Source organism: Alphaproteobacteria bacterium (genome assembly GCA_040905865.1).
Lineage (GTDB): Bacteria > Pseudomonadota > Alphaproteobacteria > UBA8366.
On record JBBDQU010000075.1, the window covers coordinates 1 to 16709 of the forward strand.

Genomic DNA, 16709 nt, shown 5'->3' on the forward strand with positions numbered 1-16709 from the left:
TTCCTGGCATCAATCCTCGGAACCATGGATCGTTAACCTGGATTCGTTGCCCTGGCCCATGCCGCCCGGCAACTTGCCTTCCCGCATGGCTTCCCGTATACGGTGCGCCAAGAACCATGCCGTCTTGTAGGTGACTTCCAAGGTACGGTGCAGTTGGTGCGCCGATACGCCTTTCTTGCTGCTGCACATCAGGTAGGTCGCCTGCAACATTTTGTGCAGCGGAATACGGCCATGCTCGAAAACTGTCCCAACCTTGACGGTGAACTGCATCCGGCATTCTTTGGCGTAACACTTCCAGAGCCCGATGCGCGTGCTTTCGCCTTTCAGCTTGCCCGCGTTTCCAATCGATCCGCAGTGCGGGCAAATGGTGCCATCTGTCCACAAAATGGACTCCAAATAGGCGAACGCAGCGCGCTCGTTGTGGAAGTATTTTTTAGAGAGAATCGACATAACCGTAACCCTTTAGACTCGTTTGATGAATCTAATATAGGGAACGATTTAGGGTTTGTAAAGTATATTATTCCCGGGGTTTCCTTAGGGAATCCGTTCGATTAAAAAAGACTATTTCCCAGGCTCATGCCGTATGACGGCGCCAAACCATTACATCCGTCACCCACTGAGCGCCTGCATGAGAACCGTAAAAAGCGCGTTGATGTTATTGACGGGCACCAGGAGCAATTTGTAGGCACGTTCGTAGAAGCCGAGCGCTGCCGGTCCCCAGTACCATCCGATCAGAAACTGATCCAGGTGACGGATGACGAAGCCTGCAAGACTGGCTCCTGTAACGTTGCCTCCAAGTGCAATCAGCGGGCGGATATCGGTCATCTGCCATGGGCGCGGGCCGCCAACCGCATAAGATCCAGCGTCCCGAACTTAACAGAACCGCCCAGACAATCCGCTGAATCACAATCGCCCAATAACCCGCCCCTGCGATCGCCGCCAATACGGCGACCGTCGTAGCACACGGTTCGCCGCCTTCGATGCGATTCCAACGAGCCATGATCTGATCTAATTGCCGCTCTGCTTCAGTTTGGCGATGAGGGGGCCAATCCCGCCGCGTGCGATGACGGACGTCACCTCTTCACGCTTGGTAGCCAGGAGACTGACGCCCTCGATAATGACGTCGTGTACCTTAAATCCTGTCTCATCCCGATCCAGGAGGAACATGATGGGAATTGGGCTACGGGTTGGTCCCCGTACTTCGGTGCGGACTTCGCTGTGGCCCGCCAAAAACTGCTTCTCTCCAGTAATTATAAAGCTTTCACCCGAGTAGGCAGCCATTTTCGCAGCATAAATCTTTACCATGTATCGGCTGAAGACATCGCGGTACTCATCGAACTGGGCAGGTTCGATGGTATCGCGGTACTCGCCCAGCGAATATGCGCCCACCTGCTCCCAATCGAACGCACTGCTCAGCAACGCGTCGAACTGGTCGATTTTTTCCTGATGCGCCAGACTGTCATTTTTGAGGATCCGGATAGCACTGTCACCAAGGGTAGCGATCAGAACGGTCGGGCTTTCGTGGGACGGTTTCCCGATTTCGCTCGACACAGCCGCGTTCAGCATCGCCGCAATAAAAAGAAAGGCAGGCGCAAGCGCAACAAGCGGACGGCGCATATATTATCTCCAGTTGTATGTTCGGCCAGTCAGGCTACCGTGCCACAGTGGAATTTTTCTTTCGATTCCAGCTTAATAACGAGCCTTGAGGTTCATGAGGGATATCTCGAAGTTATTGACTGCCTCGCTTTCCTGTTTGAGGCGCCGTTGCGCATATACGAATCCTTGGAATTGCGTTCGGTCTGCAGAAAACATGCCTTTTCGGCGGGAACTTTTCGGGTATTTTCGGGCGACAGTGTCATCGATCACCTCCTGATGAAGCTGGATGAAACGGGTCCGAGTCTCCCCTATCGAACATTTATCGTAGCGATACGAACAAGAAAATTATGTGTCTATTTCGAGGCGATTTCGTGTCACGCCGTTACCACCCGCATCGAATCTAAACCGGGAAGTCATGTCACGCCCCCTGCCAGATATTGAAACAACGGATCTGTGACTTTTTTTGTGACAAATTCAGACGCTTATTGCTGGAGCGGCAGTTCGATTGTCACGCGAAGACCTTTTGGATCGATGTTTTCGGCGTGGACGGTTCCGCCCAGGGCGAGGACATTCCGGCGCACGATCCATAGACCGAGTCCGAAGTGCTCGTCATCTGTCGCGTTTGTGCGGTGCGAAAAACTGTGCTCGAACATCCGGTTCAATACAGCCTGATCCGCACCCGGCCCCTGATCGGAAACAGTCAGAACGCCATACCCGTTGTTTTTTTTGACCTCGACCCGCACGCGCCCGCCCGCTTCCGAAAAGCTGATGGCGTTTTCGATCAGGTTATCCAGCGCGGAAACGATCAGGTTTCGGTTGCTGCGGACAAGAACCGTGTGACGTGTGATGTTCAGGTCCAGGCTTGGTGCATCCGTCGGCAAGCCCCGGCGTATTTCTTCTACAAGATCCTCGACGACATGGTTCAAATCCAGGATTTCACGGGACGGGTTCAGCGCCTCAGCTGTAATCTCGCCAAACCGCCGGTTACGGTCGATAATCCGGACAAGGCGATCAATGGCAAGTTCCATTCGCTCGACCGAGCGATGGCCGCGTTCGTCTTCTTTTTGCAACGACTTCCTGATCGGTTCTACAGCCTGAACCAGCACGCCAATCGGCGTTTTCATCGCGTGGGCGGATTCCTCCGCGGTTGCGCGAATGGCGTCCGCCGAAATTTTCAGGGAACTGACCATGGCGTCGAATTCCTTGGCGACCTCCGCCAGTTCGGGAATGTTATTGGCGGTTTGAAACGAATGGCCGCCGTCCTCCTGTTGCCGGATGTCACGCGCCAGTTGAGCGAACTTCAGAAGATTGCGACGAAGCCCTATCAGCAAGGCGAGGACAATCGCCGCCATGCCCAGATAGACGGCCAGCGACAGTTGTACCTGAAACCGCGACCAGTACGGGGTGCCGATTTCCGTACCGCCAAGATCGGACGTCAGATTGGACGTGATCACGAGCCAGCATCCGGCAGGTGAAAGAACCGGCACGACCGATGTCAGCAACTCGTCCTTTCCCGCCGGATTAACATACCGGTGTATCATCGATGTGGCCGACGCGCAGCTTTCGTCCAGACGATCGAATACGCTGGAATTCCTGAGGGACGCCAGTTCCTGGTCGCGATAGTCCTTTGGAAATGCCGGTAGGGAAGCGATGTAATAAAACTCGGCCTTTTCGGAAAGGGGTCCCGGCCAAAGCAGAACCTTGATATTGACCCGGGTTCCCTGAAAGGCCGTCAACTGCGCGGATATCGTGTCAATGGTTTTCGGTGTCAACGCTTTCAGTGCCGGACTGAGGCTCATTGCCAGCGTCGTCCCCTGCTCGCTGATTGCACGCATCAGGAGAGTGGTCTTTTCGTCGTCTGCGGCTCGGAACTGCTGATAGACAAGGATCGGGACCCCGACGAAAATAATCGTCAGAAGAAGGAGCTTGCTCGCGACGGATCTCAGGAGGTGCACGCCAGATTTGCTCCGAGGCTACCGCGATCAACTGTCGCCGCCGGTCCAGCGGTAACCGAAACCCGGATAGTTCTCGATGGCATCGAACAACGGATCGACATCACGAAATTTTTTCCGGATCCGCTTGATGAATGTCCGAACGTTGGGCCGAAAGCCGTCTTCACCATGCCCGGCCCAAAATCCGCTTCCATGGACGACATCATAGATTTGGCGGAACCGGATATCGACCCCCGGATTGCTGGCAAGCAGGTAAACGATATCGAACTCCGAAACAGTAAGGTCGATTTCCGTGCCTTTCCAGAGAGCCCGTTTGGCTTCACTACGCAACGTAAGCGAATGGCGGATTATATCGCCGTGCCGGTGGTCGACAGTCGTTTCAGGCGCGTTCACATTCAGTACGAGCGCAAGCCGTTTCTTCAGGATCGAATAACTGCGCGACTTGTCGATAAAATCTGCGGCGCCGCCGTCGAGCGCCGATTCTTCATAAATCTGGTCGTTATGCCCGGTCAGGAACAGGACGGGCAGGGCGATATCCTGATCCCGCATCCATCGCAGCACCTGCATACCATTCATCCGCGGCATATTCCAGTCCAGGATGACTCCGTCAGGCAGGGTGCCGGATTGCAGCACGGTCAGCGCCTCTTCGCCATTCCGGGCTTCCGTTACGTTATAGCCATCATCCCCAAGATTCTGGATCAGCGTTTCGCGATACAGATCGTCATCGTCGACGAGTAGGATTGACATCTTTTCGTGCGGTATTTTCATGGCATTCAACTTTTCAGTTCGCCCGAGCGAGGCAGTAATGCTGCGCAACCATATCCTTTCGCGTCGTCATGACGACATATGTCAGGGATCTGAGGACTTGAGTGCTCAGGCTTTCGTACAGGTAAATGTCGAGGCGGCATTCGCCCCGAAGGTAACTCCAGATTATAGCCGGTGGTTCCTCGCGCCTGATGGACGGTGCACCCATTTTCGCTATAATTTCATACTCCGGGAGATTTAACAGCGTTTCCGGATTGACGGAAAATCCGATTGGCTTGTTTTTTGGACGGGGTGCGGGTGCTGATTCGTGTTTCGCGACAGGGAAATGTGGCCACGGCGTCTGTTCAACAGACGTTGACGGGGCTGGCCCTATGACGGTACCACGCGAAATTTCCCTGTCTGTGCCTATACCGGTACAGTTCAGGAGCAGGAAGCACAATCCCCCGAGTATGACTGACTTCCTGACCGGCATCGGCGCTAACAATCCAAACATGCTTCTTGACGAATTCAGGCCCCTGCACTGTCTATCACAATTGCTTGCGTGTGGCGTAACCCTTAATTTCAAGTTGCAAACGCCCCGATGCTTCTCCTTTCATAACGCGAAGGCTATAGCACATCATGCCGACGCCATTAATGCCTGAACGAATAACGGAAAAGCGACATGTATGACAGACCTCTCGGCGTTGCCGTCGTCCCGGTCACGCCCTATCAGCAGAACTGTTCCGTCATCTGGTGCACCAAAACCATGAAGGGCGCCGTCGTCGATCCGGGGGGCGAGTTGGATCGCATTCTCATGGTCGTGAAGGAAAACGGGGTGACGCTGGAGAAGATACTGATCACCCATGCGCACCGGGACCATGCGGGGGCAACTGCGGAACTGTCGGAGAAACTCGACCTGCCCATCGAGGGGCCGCAGAAGGAGGACCAGTTCTGGATCGACAGGCTGTCCGGATACGGGCCGGAGCCCGGTTTCGGCCAGTCCCGCCCGTTCACGCCGACCCGCTGGCTGGAAGGGCATGACACCGTGACCGTCGGCGAACTGACCCTGCAGGTCCGCCATTGCCCGGGCCATACGCCGGGTCATGTGATCTTCTTCCACGAGGAATCCCGCCTCGCCATCGTCGGCGATGTCATCTTCCGGGGCAGCGTCGGCCGCAGCGATTTTCCGCGCGGCGATGCGGGGACGCTGGTGCGCTCGATCACCCATGAGTTATGGCCGCTGGGCGACGATGTCCTGTTCCTGCCGGGTCATGGCCGGCCGTCGACATTCGGCCAGGAACGCCAGGACAATCCCTATGTCGCGGATACCGTGCTGGCGGGGCGAGGTTGACGCGCGCGGCGCAGCGGCTCTACGCTTGTGCGCATCGAATTCACCGACACCCGGGAGGAGTGCGCACATGGTCACCTCAGAACAGGTTCTAGACCTGACCGAATCGGAAATCACGGGTCTGCGCCCGCAGGGCGCCTTCGATAATGTAAAGACCTGGTCCCGCGACGGGCTTACCGCCGCTGACTGGACCGTCCCGGTAAACGGCGCGGCGGCGCGCGAACTGCAGGCGGCGGTCGAACTGATCCGCAAGCAGGCGCTGCCGGTCCATATGCTCGATCCGCGCGATTTCGAATTCGACGCCTGCCGCGCCATGATGGCCGAGGCCCGCCGCAAGATCGACGATGGCCACGGATTCGCGATCATCGACCGGCTGGCGCTGGACGACTGGACGGAAGAGGAAGGCCGCGCCATGTACTGGCTGCTTTCCTGCGCGTTCTCGAGGGTGGTGGCGCAGAACGCCTATGGCCAGATTTTTCGCGAAATCCGCGACGAGGGCGTTCCCTCCGCCATGCCGGGGGTCGATGGCGCGCTGACGCAGGCGGGCCTGAACTTCCACCAGGACAACAGCGGCAACCGCAATATGCCCAATTACACCGGGCTGCTGACCCTGCACACGCCGAAGGAAGGCGGCATGAGCCAGTATTGCACGCTGTATTCGCTATACAACGCGATGCTGGAGGATGCGCCGGTGCAGCTCGACCGGCTGTTCGAGCCCTTCCTGCATGACCGGTTGAACATCCAGTCGCCGGGCGAGGTCGCCGTACTGCGCGCCCCGGCGCTGCGCTATGACGGCGAGAAGCTGACCGGCCGTTATTCGACGACCAAGATTCCCGCCGGTTACACGAAGGCCGGCGAGGAGATGGATAACCTGTCCCGCGATGCGCTCATGACCGCCATGGCGGTGATCGGCGAGCGCAAACTCTCGGCGCAATACATGCTGGAGCGCGGCCAGATCGTCCTCATCAACAACCGCGAAGGCCTGCACCACCGCGAACCCTATGTGGACGGCGACACGGTAGAGGAAAAACGCCATCTGGTGCGGCTGTGGTACCGCAACGAGGGGCGGCCCTTCTTCGACGGCTAATCCGCTACCGCCGTCGCGACAGCCTGCACAACCGCGTCGATTTCGGCCGCTGTCGTGGGGCGGCCGAGGCTGAACCGTACTGTCCCGGCCCCGACCGATTCAGAAACGCCCATCGCCTGCAGAACCGACGATACCGTCACCTTGCCTTCGTGGCAGGCAGAGCCGGTCGTCGCCGCGATCTGCGGCATGCGGTCCAGAATCTCGCTGCCGATCTGTCCCTCGAAGGAAACGTTCAGCGTGTTGGGTAGCCGGTATTCCCCGTGCCCGTTCAGATGCAGGCGGCCGCCATATCGTTCCCGCAGCCGGCGATGCAGGTCGTCCCGCAAATCCTTCACCCGCGCCATCGGCGACAGATCGCGGGCAAGCCGGCAGGCCGTCCCCAGCGCCGAGGACAGCATTGCGCTTTCCGTCCCCGCGCGACGGCCGGACTGGTGGTCGGCGCCGTGGATCAGCGGTTCGACGGTCACGCCGCCACGGGTATACAGTGCGCCCACACCTTTCGGCCCGTACATTTTCTGCGCCGCGATGGACAGCAGATCGACGCCGAGCGCATCGACATCCAGCGGTATTTTACCGGCGGTCTGCGCCGCATCCAGATGCAGCAGCACGCCGTTCTGCCGCGTGATCGCGGCAATTTCGGGGATCGGCTGAATCGTGCCGACCTCGCCATTGGCATGCATGATGCTGACCAGGATGGTGCGGTCGGTGATCGCCGCGCGCAGGACATCCGGATCGACCCGACAGTCGCGGTCGACCGGCAGGTAAGTCACTTCCGCGCCGAGGCTTTCCAGGAATCCGCAGGTCGACAGGGTCGACGGATGTTCGACGCAGGTCGTGATAATGTGGTTGCCCCTGTCCTTCCGCGCGAAGAATGCCCCCTTGATCGCGTGGTTGATCGACTCGGTCCCGCCGCTGGTGAACACCACCTCGCCCGGCGTGCAGTGGAACAGGGCTGCGACGTCCACCCGCGCTTCCTCTATCGCATCGCGGGCCGGACGGCTGGCCCAGTGCAGCGCCGACGGGTTGCCATAGGGACCGTCGAGGAAGCGGCGAACCGTCTCCGCCACTTCCGGCGCGAGCGGCGTGCTGCCGTTGTAATCGAGATAAATCATGCGCCGTCCATCACGATAGCGACGCGGCCGATGGCCTGCCGGCCCAGCACCAGCGCCATCGCGGCCTGGAAATCCTCCAGTGCGAAGATCTGCGCGACGCGGGGGTGCAGCTTTCCTTCCTCGAACCACGCAAAAAGCTGCGCCATCATCTCGTGCATCCGCTCCGCATATTCGTGGCGGACATCCTTCGGGCTCCAGCCGACGTAATAGCCCATGTTCAGCCCGCAGACGGTGATGTTCTTGACCAGCAGGATGTTGGCGGGGATCTGCTGGATCGTCCCGCCAGCGAAACCGACCGGCACGATTCGCCCCTCCGGCGCGATGCAGCGCAGCGACTCCATAAAGACCTCGCCGCCGACCGGATCGTATATGGCGTTCGCCCCTTCCCCGCCGGTCAGATCCAGCACCCTTTCCCGGAACGGTCCTTCCCGGTAATTGATCGTATGGTCGGCGCCGTGTTCGCGGGCGACCGACAGCTTCTTATCCGATCCGGCGGTCGCGATTACCGTTGCGCCCAGGATCTTGCCGATTTCGATCGCGGCCAGCCCGACGCCGCCCGCCGCGCCATGCACCAGCAATGTCTGGCCCGCCTGCACATGCAGCAGATGCGGCCAGACCAGCGCGGCGTAGGACGTGCCATAGGAATTGGTGAAGCAGATTGCCCAGTGGAATGCCAGGCTGTCGGGAATCCGGAAGGTGTTCACCTCGTTCGCCACCGCCACCTCCGCCAGCCCGCCCCAGTCGACGACGGCGCACACGCGGTCGCCTGGCCGGAAGCGGGTCACCCCCGCGCCGACCTCGGTCACCACGCCGGCGACTTCCGATCCGGGCACGAAGGGCAGCGGCGGCTTGCGCTGGTATTTTCCCGCAACGACGAGGCTGACCGCGAAGCTCATGCCCGCCGCCTTTGTCGCAATGCGGACCTGCCCCGGCCCCGGTTCGGGAACCGGGCAATCCGCCAGTTCCAGGTTTTCGAAAGCCGTCCATTCCCGGACGAGAACGCCGCGCATACGCTATTCCCTGTTCTGCCTTAGTCGATACGGTAGGGGGTCAAGTCTACCCCCGGATCGCGCCCCGCCACCAGATCGGCGACGATGCGGCCGCTGACCGGCCCCATGGTCATGCCCACATGGCCGCCGCCAGCCGCCAGATAGACGTTCGGATGTTTTGGCAGCGCGCCGAGATAGGGCACGCCGCTAGGCGTCGAGGGGCGGAAACCGAGCCAGTTGCTCTGTTCCTCGGTCCGGAACCCCTTCACCGCGTGGCTGACATGACCGACCATTCGCCGCGCCCGCGTGAAATCCGGCGGCGCTTCGTTGCCGCCCAGTTCGACGCCGGTCGTCAGCCGCAATCCGTGCTCCATCGGCGACAGGAACACCGAATGATCCGCCAGCGCAACCGGCCGGTTCAGGGTCCTGTCCGGATGCGGCAGCATGATGTGGTAGCCACGTTCCGTATCCAGCATGATACGGCTGCCGAACTGCCGCACCAGGTTCGCCGACCATGACCCGGCGGCGATGACAATGATATCGGTTTCATGGTCGCCGCCATCGGTGCGTACCACCGTCTCGCCGTGGAAGCCGGTTACCGAACTCTTCACGACCGTGCCGCCGCCCGCCACAAAACATTTTGCAAACCGTTGCACCAGCCGCCCCGGATGGCGCAGCGCGGAATTGTCGTCGTAGAAGATGCCGTGCTCGAAGATCGGCTGCAGGGCCGGTTCCATCTGGCGGATCTCATCGGCGCCCAGCACGGTAAACTTGCGGCCGCATTCGCGCATCACGTCCATTTCGAACTGCGCCCCGGCGAAGCTGGCGTCGCTGCCGAACACCTTCAGCACGCCGCGCCGACTGATCAGCGATTCCGCGTCGGCCTGTTCGATCAGCGTGTCATAGGCGGCATGGGAAATCTCCAGCAGCGCCGATTTTGCGCGCGCATTGGCGCGGACCCGATCCTCGCGGCTGTTCCGCGCGAAGCCGATCAGCCATGGCAGCAGCTTCGGCAGGTAGCCCCAGCGGATCGACAACGGTCCATAGGGGTCCATCAGCATCTTCGGCACCCGGCCGACGATTCCCGGCACGGATGTGGGGATGCAGCCGGCGATGCTGACGACGCCGGAATTGCCCATCGACGTACCGGTGCCGAATTCGTCCCGTTCGAAGACGGTGACGTCATGCCCGTCGCGCTGCAGGAACAGCGCGGCGCTGATGCCCGTGATTCCGCCGCCGATGACGGCGACGCGGCGCGGACCGGTGGCGGTCACGATCCCGCTTCCAGTTCGTCGATGAAGCCCTCGATCATGGACAGGCCGAGCGACCAGAATTTCGGATCTGAAGCATCCAGCCCGAACGGCGCCAGCAGTTCCTTGTGCCGCAGGGTGCCCCCGGCGCGCAGCATCGCGAGGTATTTTTCGACGAAGCCTTCCTCTGCGTCCTGGTAACGGGAATACAGCGAATTCACCAGACAATCGCCAAAGGCATAGGCGTAGACATAGAACGGCGAGTGGATGAAATGCGGGATATAGGCCCAGTAATTGCCGTATTCCTTCTCGAACCGGATCGCGGGGCCAAGGCTTTCGCCCTGTACCGCCATCCAGATTTCCGCCAGCCCCTCTGGCGGGATTTCGCCCTTGCGCCGTTCGTCGTGTACCCGGCGCTCGAATTCGTAGAAGGCGACCTGCCGCACCACCGTGTTCAGCATGTCTTCCACCTTTGACGCCAGCATGGCGCGGCGCGCCTTCGGATCCGTCGTCGAGTTCAGCATCGACTGGAAGGTCAGCATTTCGCCGAAGACCGACGCGGTTTCCGCCAGGGTCAGCGGCGTGTCGGCCATCAGCTGCCCCTGCGGCCCGGCCAGCACCTGGTGGACGCCGTGCCCCAGTTCATGCGCCAGGGTCATCACGTCGCGCACCTTGCCCTGATAGTTCAGCAGCAGATAGGGATGCGCCGAGGGCACGGTCGGGTGCGCGAAGGCGCCCGACGCCTTGCCCGCCCGCGCCGGCGCGTCGATCCAGGCATGGTCGAAAAACTGTTTGCCGACGGTCGCGAGGTCCGTGGAAAACGCGCCATAGGCCTTCAGCACCGTGTCGCGCGCCTCGTCCCAGGGGACGATGCGCTTGTCCTCGTCCGGCAGGGGCGCGTTGCGGTCCCAGTAATCCAGCTCTTTGACGCCGAACCACCGCGCCTTCAGCGCGTAGTAGCGATGCGACAGTCGTGGAAATGAATCGCGCACCGCTTCGGACAGCGCGTCGACGACTTCATCCTCGACCGAATTGGCGAGGTTGCGCGACGATACGGGCCGCGGGAACTTGCGCCAGCGGTCGCTGATTTCCTTGTCCTTGGCCAGCGTGTTGGTAATCAGCGAAAACAGCCTGATATTGTCGCCCAGCACCTTGCCGAGGCTCTTGGCCGCGTCCTTGCGGACCGTGCCATCATGATCCGACAGCAGGTCGAGGATTTCGGTCGCGGTCAGCACCTGCTTGCGATAGGGAAAGCGCAGCCCGGCCATGGTTTCGTCGAACAGCCGCACCCAGGCGCTGCGCCCGGCGACCGATTTTTCATACAGCAGCTTTTCGATCTCGTCTGACAACTGGTGCGGCCGCATGGCGCGCACGTCGCGCAGCCAGGGCCGGTAATACGCCAGCGCATCCGATTCCGCCAGTTTCGCTTCGAGGACGTCATCGTCGATCCTGTTCAGTTCGAGCGTGAAAAACAACGTATGGGCGCCGATATCGTTCACCCGTTCCTGCATTGTCTGATAGAAGCGGCCGATTTCCGGGTCTGTCACATTGCCCGCGTGGACCAGCCCCGCATAACTCATCACCCGGCCGAGAATTTCGTCCAGCACCTCGTACTCGGCGATCGCCGCCGCCAGCGCCGCGCCGTCCAGCTCCGCAAGCCTGCCTTCCCAGGATTCCGCAATCGATCTGGAAATAGTCTCCGCCCGCGTCAGGTCGGCCGCCAGTTCCGGCGAGTCCCGGCCCGGATAAAGGTCGCCCAGATCCCATTCGGGCAGCGCGCCCAGCACGGTAGCGTCATTCATCATATTTCCTCCAATGCTTCATCCGATATATGGTGCGGTGCCCGACCCGGCAAGCAGGAAACCAGACATGATCGACTACGCCTCATTCCGAAACCTTCCCGAAGTTTTCTTTGACGAAGCCGCGCGCCGGGGCGACCGGCCATTCCTGTGGTCGAAACATGACGGTGCATGGCGCTCGGTCGACTGGCGCACGGCGGCGGCGCGCGTGTCGGCGCTGTCACGCGGATTGCGGGCGCAGGGGTTGCTCGCCGGCGACCGTGTCGTGATCATTGCCGAAAACCGCCCGGACTGGCTGATCGCCGACCTTGCGGTGATGGCCGCCGGCGCGATCAGCGTTCCGGCTTATATCACCAATACGGTTGAGGATCATCTGCACGTATTCACCGACAGCGGCGCGAAAATGGCCATCGTATCCACCGCGAAGCTGGCGGAACGCGTGGTCCCGGCCGCCAAGCAGGCGCCTGACATGGAAGCCGTCATCGCCATGGAGCCGATCCCGGCCAGCAGCCAGGGAATCCGGACGCTGGACTGGGATTCGGTGATGGAAGAGGGCCGCATTTCCCGCAATAACGTGGTGCAGCACGTCGCCGCGATAAAGCGCGGCGATACGAGTTGCATCATCTATACCTCCGGCACCGGCGGCAGGCCGAAAGGCGTGATGCTGAGCCACGGGGCGATCCTCTGCAACTGCCAGGGCGCCTATGACCTGCTGCGCAAGCTGCCAGATTTCGCCCTCGGCAGCGAAAAGTTCCTGTCCTTCCTGCCGCTGTCGCATTCCTACGAGCATACCGCGGGCCTGATGTTCCCGATCACCATCGGCGCCGAAATCTATTACGCCGAAGGGGTGGACCGGCTGGTCAACAACATGGCGGAAGTCTCGCCGACGATCATGACCGCCGTGCCGCGCCTGTACGAGGCAATTCACGGTCGCATCCTGCACGGCGTCAACCAGGCCGGCGGGTTGAAGAAAATGATGTTCATGCGAGCCGTCACCCTGGGCCGCAGGCGGCTGGATCCGGCGCGCGGGCTGTCGTTTTCCGAACGCTTGCAGGACAGGGTGCTGGAGCGGTTGGTGCGCGCCAAGGTCCGAACCCGCTTCGGCGGCCGGCTGAAGGCCTTCGTATCCGGCGGCGCGCCCCTGAATGCGGAAATCGGCAGCTTCTTTCTCGCGCTCGGCGTCCGCGTCCTGCAGGGCTATGGCCAGACCGAATCGGCGCCGGTCATCAGTTGCAACCCGGTTGACCGGATCCGCATCGAAACCGTCGGCCCCACCCTGACCGGCGTCGAGGTGAAAATCGCGGCGGACGGGGAAATCCTGGCGCGGGGCGAGATGGTCATGCAGGGCTACTGGCGCAACCCGGAGGCCACGGCGGAAGTGCTGCAGGGCGGCTGGCTGCATACCGGCGATATCGGCGTGATCGACCCGGACGGCTATATCCGCATCACGGACCGCAAGAAGGACATCATCGTCAATTCCGGCGGCGACAACCTGTCGCCGCAGCGGGTGGAGGGCATGCTGACCATCGAACCGGAAATCGCCCAGGCAATGGTCTATGGCGACCGGCGGCCGCATCTGGTAGCCCTGCTGGTCCCGGCGGAAGGCTGCGCCGACGCGCTGGACGCCGCCGTAAAGCGGGTCAACGAAAAACTCAACAGTATCGAACGTATTCGCCGCTTCACGGTCGCGGACGAGACCTTCACAACCGATAACGGCATGATGACTCCCAGCATGAAAATCCGCCGCCATGTCATCGTGGCGAAATACGGCGCGCAACTGGAAGCGCTCTATGGTGGATGATGCCGGGACGTAAACCCGTTCCACAATCCGCCGTAATCGCCTACCGGCGGCGCTGGTTCCGATTACGGATACTGCTGGTGACCTCGATGAACACGCAGCGGTGGGTTCTGCCGAAGGGACATATCGGTAACGGTCTCACGCCACGGGAATCGGCCGCGCAGGAAGCTTACGAGGAAGCCGGCGTGGAAGGCATCGTCGCGCCGGAAAGCATCGGCGCATATCATTACATCAAGGCGGAGGGCAAGGGCGGCGGAGGGCGGCGGGTCGACGTTTATCCCATGGCCGTTTCCCGGGTTCTGGCCCACTGGCCGGAAATGGACCAGCGGCGGCGGAAATGGATGTCGCTCGCCGAATCCATCGATGCCGTCGAGGAACCCGAATTGAAACAGCTCCTGGAGAAATTCGGCCGGAAAATGCGCGGCCACTGATTTGTCAAATTGTTCGTAGCGCACGTCCCGGTTTTGGGCGCGGTCTCAGGCTGATACCGAGACATTGTCGCTCACGAAAACCTGCGCCGCGTTCGCGGCGCTCTGGAAAACCGTATAGCTTTCATCCCCGAGGATCGCCTCATCGACTGCGTTCCAGATGTCGTTGAAGGCCAGCGTGTCACCGTCGTTCCCGTCGATAATAAGCGTGTGTTCGCTTCCCGTCGCGGCATTTATGCCGCCTGATGCCGCAAAAGCGATACGCGAGTCGAGCACCAGTCGATTATCGCCCGACCCGGTGATGTCGATTCCCTCTATACCGCTGAACTGGTCGCCACGCAGCGCCGTCAGGTCGAAATCCTGGCCCGCGCCCGCGAAGGTGACCAGGTCGAACCCGCGGCCGCCGTCGATCCGGCCGAACCCCGTGTCCGGCGCCACGAAGACATCGTCGCCCTCGCCGCCATGAACAAGGTCGCGCCCGCCTTCCATCAGGAAGCGGTCGTTGCCGTTGCCGCCGATAAAGACATCGTCGCCCCCGCCGCCGGTCAGCGTCGCGCCGTCGTCTCCGGCAATGTGGGTCGCCGCGTGGGCGACGAGGCTGAATGTTGTTTCCGTCTGTTCGATGTCCAGCAGGATGCCGCCGCCCACCGACAGCCCGTTCGCCGCCGCGAACGAACCTTCGATCCGGCCGGCCTCGACGATCTCGAAGCGGTCACCCGCCGCCACCTCGAAGCCGCCATATTCGGTCACGTCCAGAACGCCATCCAGCGTGAGCGTGCCGGCGACCTCCATCCGGTCGAAGCCCTCATGCACGCCCGGCGCGTGCCCGCCCAGTTCGAACAATGCAACCGAACTCGCGGTGAACACGAAGTCGCCAGGGGCGAAGAAAAAGCCCGGCGATGCGCCAAAGGAGAAGCCGCTGCCGGAGCCACCGAAGGTGAGGTCGTTGACGATGAGGAACGATGCCACCACACCGTCGCCAGCGTTCATGGAGCCGACGCCGAGATTGACGGTGCCAGGACCGACCGACGCGGTGAATGACTGCACACCGGAACTGATGCCGGGTATTCCGAGAAAGGACGCCACACCATTGATCGAAATGAAGCCGTAATCCGGGAAGCTGCTGTAAACCGGCTCGCCTTCCACAATTGTTGTTCCGCCGAAATCAGCGTACACGAACTGGAAATTGAACGTTAATATCACCGATTCGGTGGCGGTGAAGGATGTGGACAGAGCGGAACCGTTGAGTGTTGACCGGTTTGTCTCCTCGAGACTTAACGCATTGAGAGTTCCCGACGTCATGCCAAGGAAGATCTCGACGTCCGCAGTGGTGGCGCCGGTGCCGCTACCAGCACTGAGTTGCGCGGAGGTGGTACCGTCGGCGCCGACGACCACAGGCGTACCGGATGAATCGTTGACGGTACTCGTTCCAGTGAAGAACGTCACAAGGCTTGCCGGCAAAACCTGAAACCCGCCCGATTCCGGCAGCGGATCGGACGACTCGACAACCACCTGTGGCGGTGGCGGTGGCGGTTCAGGTGGAGGGGGCGGGGGAATAAACGCCGCCAGCAGAACCGGAACGACAGGAGCGACGAGCGGCGGCTCCTCGGGCGCTGCCGGGGCTTCCGTAATCGCCGATGCCGGCGGCGCCGCCGACGCGGCGTCGCCTTCGCCGCCCCCGTCGCCGTCGCCGTCGCCGTCTGAAACGGTCGAATCGTTGCCGTCCGAGGTGCTGTCCAGCATGTTCCCGGATACCGAACGCACACTGCCGTAACTCTGGTTGACTTCGGCCTGGGTCAGGATCACGGGCGCACTGGGCGGGGCGTCGTAGCTGGTCACGCCGGTCGTCGCGTACGGGTCGTTCATCACGACAGTGCCCGCAAGGGTGGATACCGCGATCTCGCCGTCGACGATCGTGAACTTGCTTTCCTCGCCCGCCGGTTTCACATCGCCCGCCACCGTGGTGCCGCGGATGCCGATGGTGGCGACTGGTGTCGTCACGGTCATCTGTGTGCTGTCCGCGCTGGCGATCTGCCCGCTGACGAAGACGAAGACGCCCTTCAACATGGAGAACGAGGAACTACCCTGCTGCGTCGCCGGGTTATAAACCATTTCGTCCAGCGCGAGGCGCGCATCGGCGCCCAGTGCAAACGTCGTGTCGTCGATGAAGATCAGGTTGACCGCGCCGCCCGCCGCGGTTTCCACCACATCGCCCTGGAAGACCGGGTCGCCGGCGCCAAGCTGCACCCGCGTGCCGTCGGCGCGCACCGCGAAGACCTGACCGGTAATATCCCGCACCTGGCCGATCGGTTCGCCGGCCTGGGCAAGTTGCCCCGCCTGGGCATACTGGCCGGCCGCTTCGGGCGGGGTAAAGGAATCGACCATCGCCGGGGTCAGCCGACCACCGCCGGGCGCCAGCAGGTCGGGGGGCGGATCCTGAAGGAAATAGCCCGCAACGGTAACCGTCATCCCGTCCGGTCCGGTCAGGACAAGGTCGTCGCCATGCTGTCGAAATACCGCATCGCTGGCAAAGCGGCCACTCGGCAACAAGACGGGGCCAGCGGCGGCATCGGCAACGAACGAACCGCGCACGGCTCCGTCCTGCT

13 protein-coding genes and 1 pseudogene are annotated in these 16709 nt (G+C 61.4%); 4 read left to right on the forward strand and 10 right to left on the reverse strand.

Annotated features, from left to right (window positions below):
* Positions 1–69 precede the first annotated feature (69 nt).
* The 5 genes and pseudogenes from WD767_17630 to WD767_17650 all read right to left on the reverse strand — a co-directional run bounded on the left by WD767_17630 (position 70) and on the right by WD767_17650 (position 4316).
* A pseudogene (locus WD767_17630) lies at positions 70–450 on the reverse strand (IS1595 family transposase).
* Between the two features lie 159 nt (positions 451–609).
* Complete coding sequence (locus tag WD767_17635) at positions 610–825, reverse strand: oligosaccharide flippase family protein (GenBank protein MEX2617913.1); 216 nt, start codon at positions 823–825, stop codon at positions 610–612.
* Positions 826–1008: 183 nt separating this feature from the next.
* The gene (locus tag WD767_17640; protein ID MEX2617914.1) at positions 1009–1617 is read right to left on the reverse strand and encodes an ABC transporter substrate-binding protein; all 609 of its coding nucleotides are present in this window, start codon (positions 1615–1617) and stop codon (positions 1009–1011) included.
* Between the two features lie 461 nt (positions 1618–2078).
* Positions 2079–3551, reverse strand: a complete 1473-nt coding sequence (locus WD767_17645; GenBank protein ID MEX2617915.1) for a HAMP domain-containing sensor histidine kinase — start codon at positions 3549–3551, stop codon at positions 2079–2081.
* Positions 3552–3578: 27 nt separating this feature from the next.
* Positions 3579–4316: a response regulator transcription factor gene (locus WD767_17650; protein MEX2617916.1), complete on the reverse strand. Its 738-nt coding sequence runs from the start codon at positions 4314–4316 to the stop codon at positions 3579–3581.
* Positions 4317–4974: 658 nt separating this feature from the next.
* On the opposite strand from WD767_17650, the gene WD767_17655 reads away from it, so the two are divergent.
* Positions 4975–5643 (forward strand): MBL fold metallo-hydrolase, encoded by a 669-nt coding sequence (locus WD767_17655; GenBank protein ID MEX2617917.1) that lies wholly within the window; start codon positions 4975–4977, stop codon positions 5641–5643.
* A 67-nt stretch (positions 5644–5710) separates the two neighbouring features.
* Positions 5711–6727, forward strand: coding sequence for a TauD/TfdA family dioxygenase (locus WD767_17660; protein MEX2617918.1), 1017 nt, complete (start codon positions 5711–5713; stop codon positions 6725–6727).
* Here the strand turns inward: WD767_17660 and WD767_17665 are convergent.
* Genes WD767_17665 through WD767_17680 form a run of 4 tightly spaced genes read right to left on the reverse strand, consistent with a single transcriptional unit; the run spans position 6724 to position 11883 of the window.
* Complete coding sequence (locus WD767_17665; GenBank protein MEX2617919.1) at positions 6724–7839, reverse strand: cysteine desulfurase family protein; 1116 nt, start codon at positions 7837–7839, stop codon at positions 6724–6726. The genes WD767_17660 and WD767_17665 overlap by 4 nt on opposite strands.
* Entirely contained in the window at positions 7836–8849 is a 1014-nt protein-coding gene (locus WD767_17670) for an NADPH:quinone oxidoreductase family protein (protein MEX2617920.1), read from the reverse strand. The genes WD767_17665 and WD767_17670 overlap by 4 nt, the downstream gene beginning before the upstream one ends.
* 20 nt (positions 8850–8869) lie before the next feature.
* On the reverse strand, positions 8870–10102 hold the full coding sequence (locus tag WD767_17675) for an FAD-binding oxidoreductase (GenBank protein ID MEX2617921.1): 1233 nt from the start codon (positions 10100–10102) through the stop codon (positions 8870–8872).
* Positions 10099–11883: a M3 family oligoendopeptidase gene (locus tag WD767_17680; GenBank protein MEX2617922.1), complete on the reverse strand. Its 1785-nt coding sequence runs from the start codon at positions 11881–11883 to the stop codon at positions 10099–10101. The genes WD767_17675 and WD767_17680 overlap by 4 nt, the downstream gene beginning before the upstream one ends.
* Positions 11884–11947: 64 nt before the next feature.
* Here WD767_17680 and WD767_17685 point away from each other — a divergent pair, with 64 nt between their 5' ends.
* Positions 11948–13678, forward strand: a complete 1731-nt coding sequence (locus WD767_17685) for a long-chain fatty acid--CoA ligase (GenBank protein ID MEX2617923.1) — start codon at positions 11948–11950, stop codon at positions 13676–13678.
* Positions 13675–14106, forward strand: coding sequence for an NUDIX hydrolase (locus tag WD767_17690; protein ID MEX2617924.1), 432 nt, complete (start codon positions 13675–13677; stop codon positions 14104–14106). Before WD767_17685 ends, WD767_17690 begins: the two co-directional genes overlap by 4 nt.
* A 45-nt stretch (positions 14107–14151) precedes the next feature.
* On the opposite strand, the gene WD767_17695 is transcribed toward WD767_17690, so the two are convergent.
* Entirely contained in the window at positions 14152–16695 is a 2544-nt protein-coding gene (locus WD767_17695) for a FecR domain-containing protein (GenBank protein ID MEX2617925.1), read from the reverse strand.
* Positions 16696–16709: the final 14 nt, after the last annotated feature.

What these genes read in the sequence shown, in the direction of transcription:
- WD767_17635 (MEX2617913.1), bottom strand. Translation starts at nt 825, where the DNA reads ATGACCGATATCCGCCCGCTGATTGCACTTGGAGGCAACGTTACAGGA.
- WD767_17640 (MEX2617914.1), bottom strand. Translation starts at nt 1,617, where the DNA reads ATGCGCCGTCCGCTTGTTGCGCTTGCGCCTGCCTTTCTTTTTATTGCG.
- WD767_17650 (MEX2617916.1), bottom strand. Translation starts at nt 4,316, where the DNA reads ATGAAAATACCGCACGAAAAGATGTCAATCCTACTCGTCGACGATGAC.
- WD767_17655 (MEX2617917.1), top strand. Translation starts at nt 4,975, where the DNA reads ATGTATGACAGACCTCTCGGCGTTGCCGTCGTCCCGGTCACGCCCTAT.
- WD767_17660 (MEX2617918.1), top strand. Translation starts at nt 5,711, where the DNA reads ATGGTCACCTCAGAACAGGTTCTAGACCTGACCGAATCGGAAATCACG.
- WD767_17665 (MEX2617919.1), bottom strand. Translation starts at nt 7,839, where the DNA reads ATGATTTATCTCGATTACAACGGCAGCACGCCGCTCGCGCCGGAAGTG.
- WD767_17670 (MEX2617920.1), bottom strand. Translation starts at nt 8,849, where the DNA reads ATGCGCGGCGTTCTCGTCCGGGAATGGACGGCTTTCGAAAACCTGGAA.
- WD767_17680 (MEX2617922.1), bottom strand. Translation starts at nt 11,883, where the DNA reads ATGATGAATGACGCTACCGTGCTGGGCGCGCTGCCCGAATGGGATCTG.
- WD767_17685 (MEX2617923.1), top strand. Translation starts at nt 11,948, where the DNA reads ATGATCGACTACGCCTCATTCCGAAACCTTCCCGAAGTTTTCTTTGAC.
- WD767_17690 (MEX2617924.1), top strand. Translation starts at nt 13,675, where the DNA reads ATGATGCCGGGACGTAAACCCGTTCCACAATCCGCCGTAATCGCCTAC.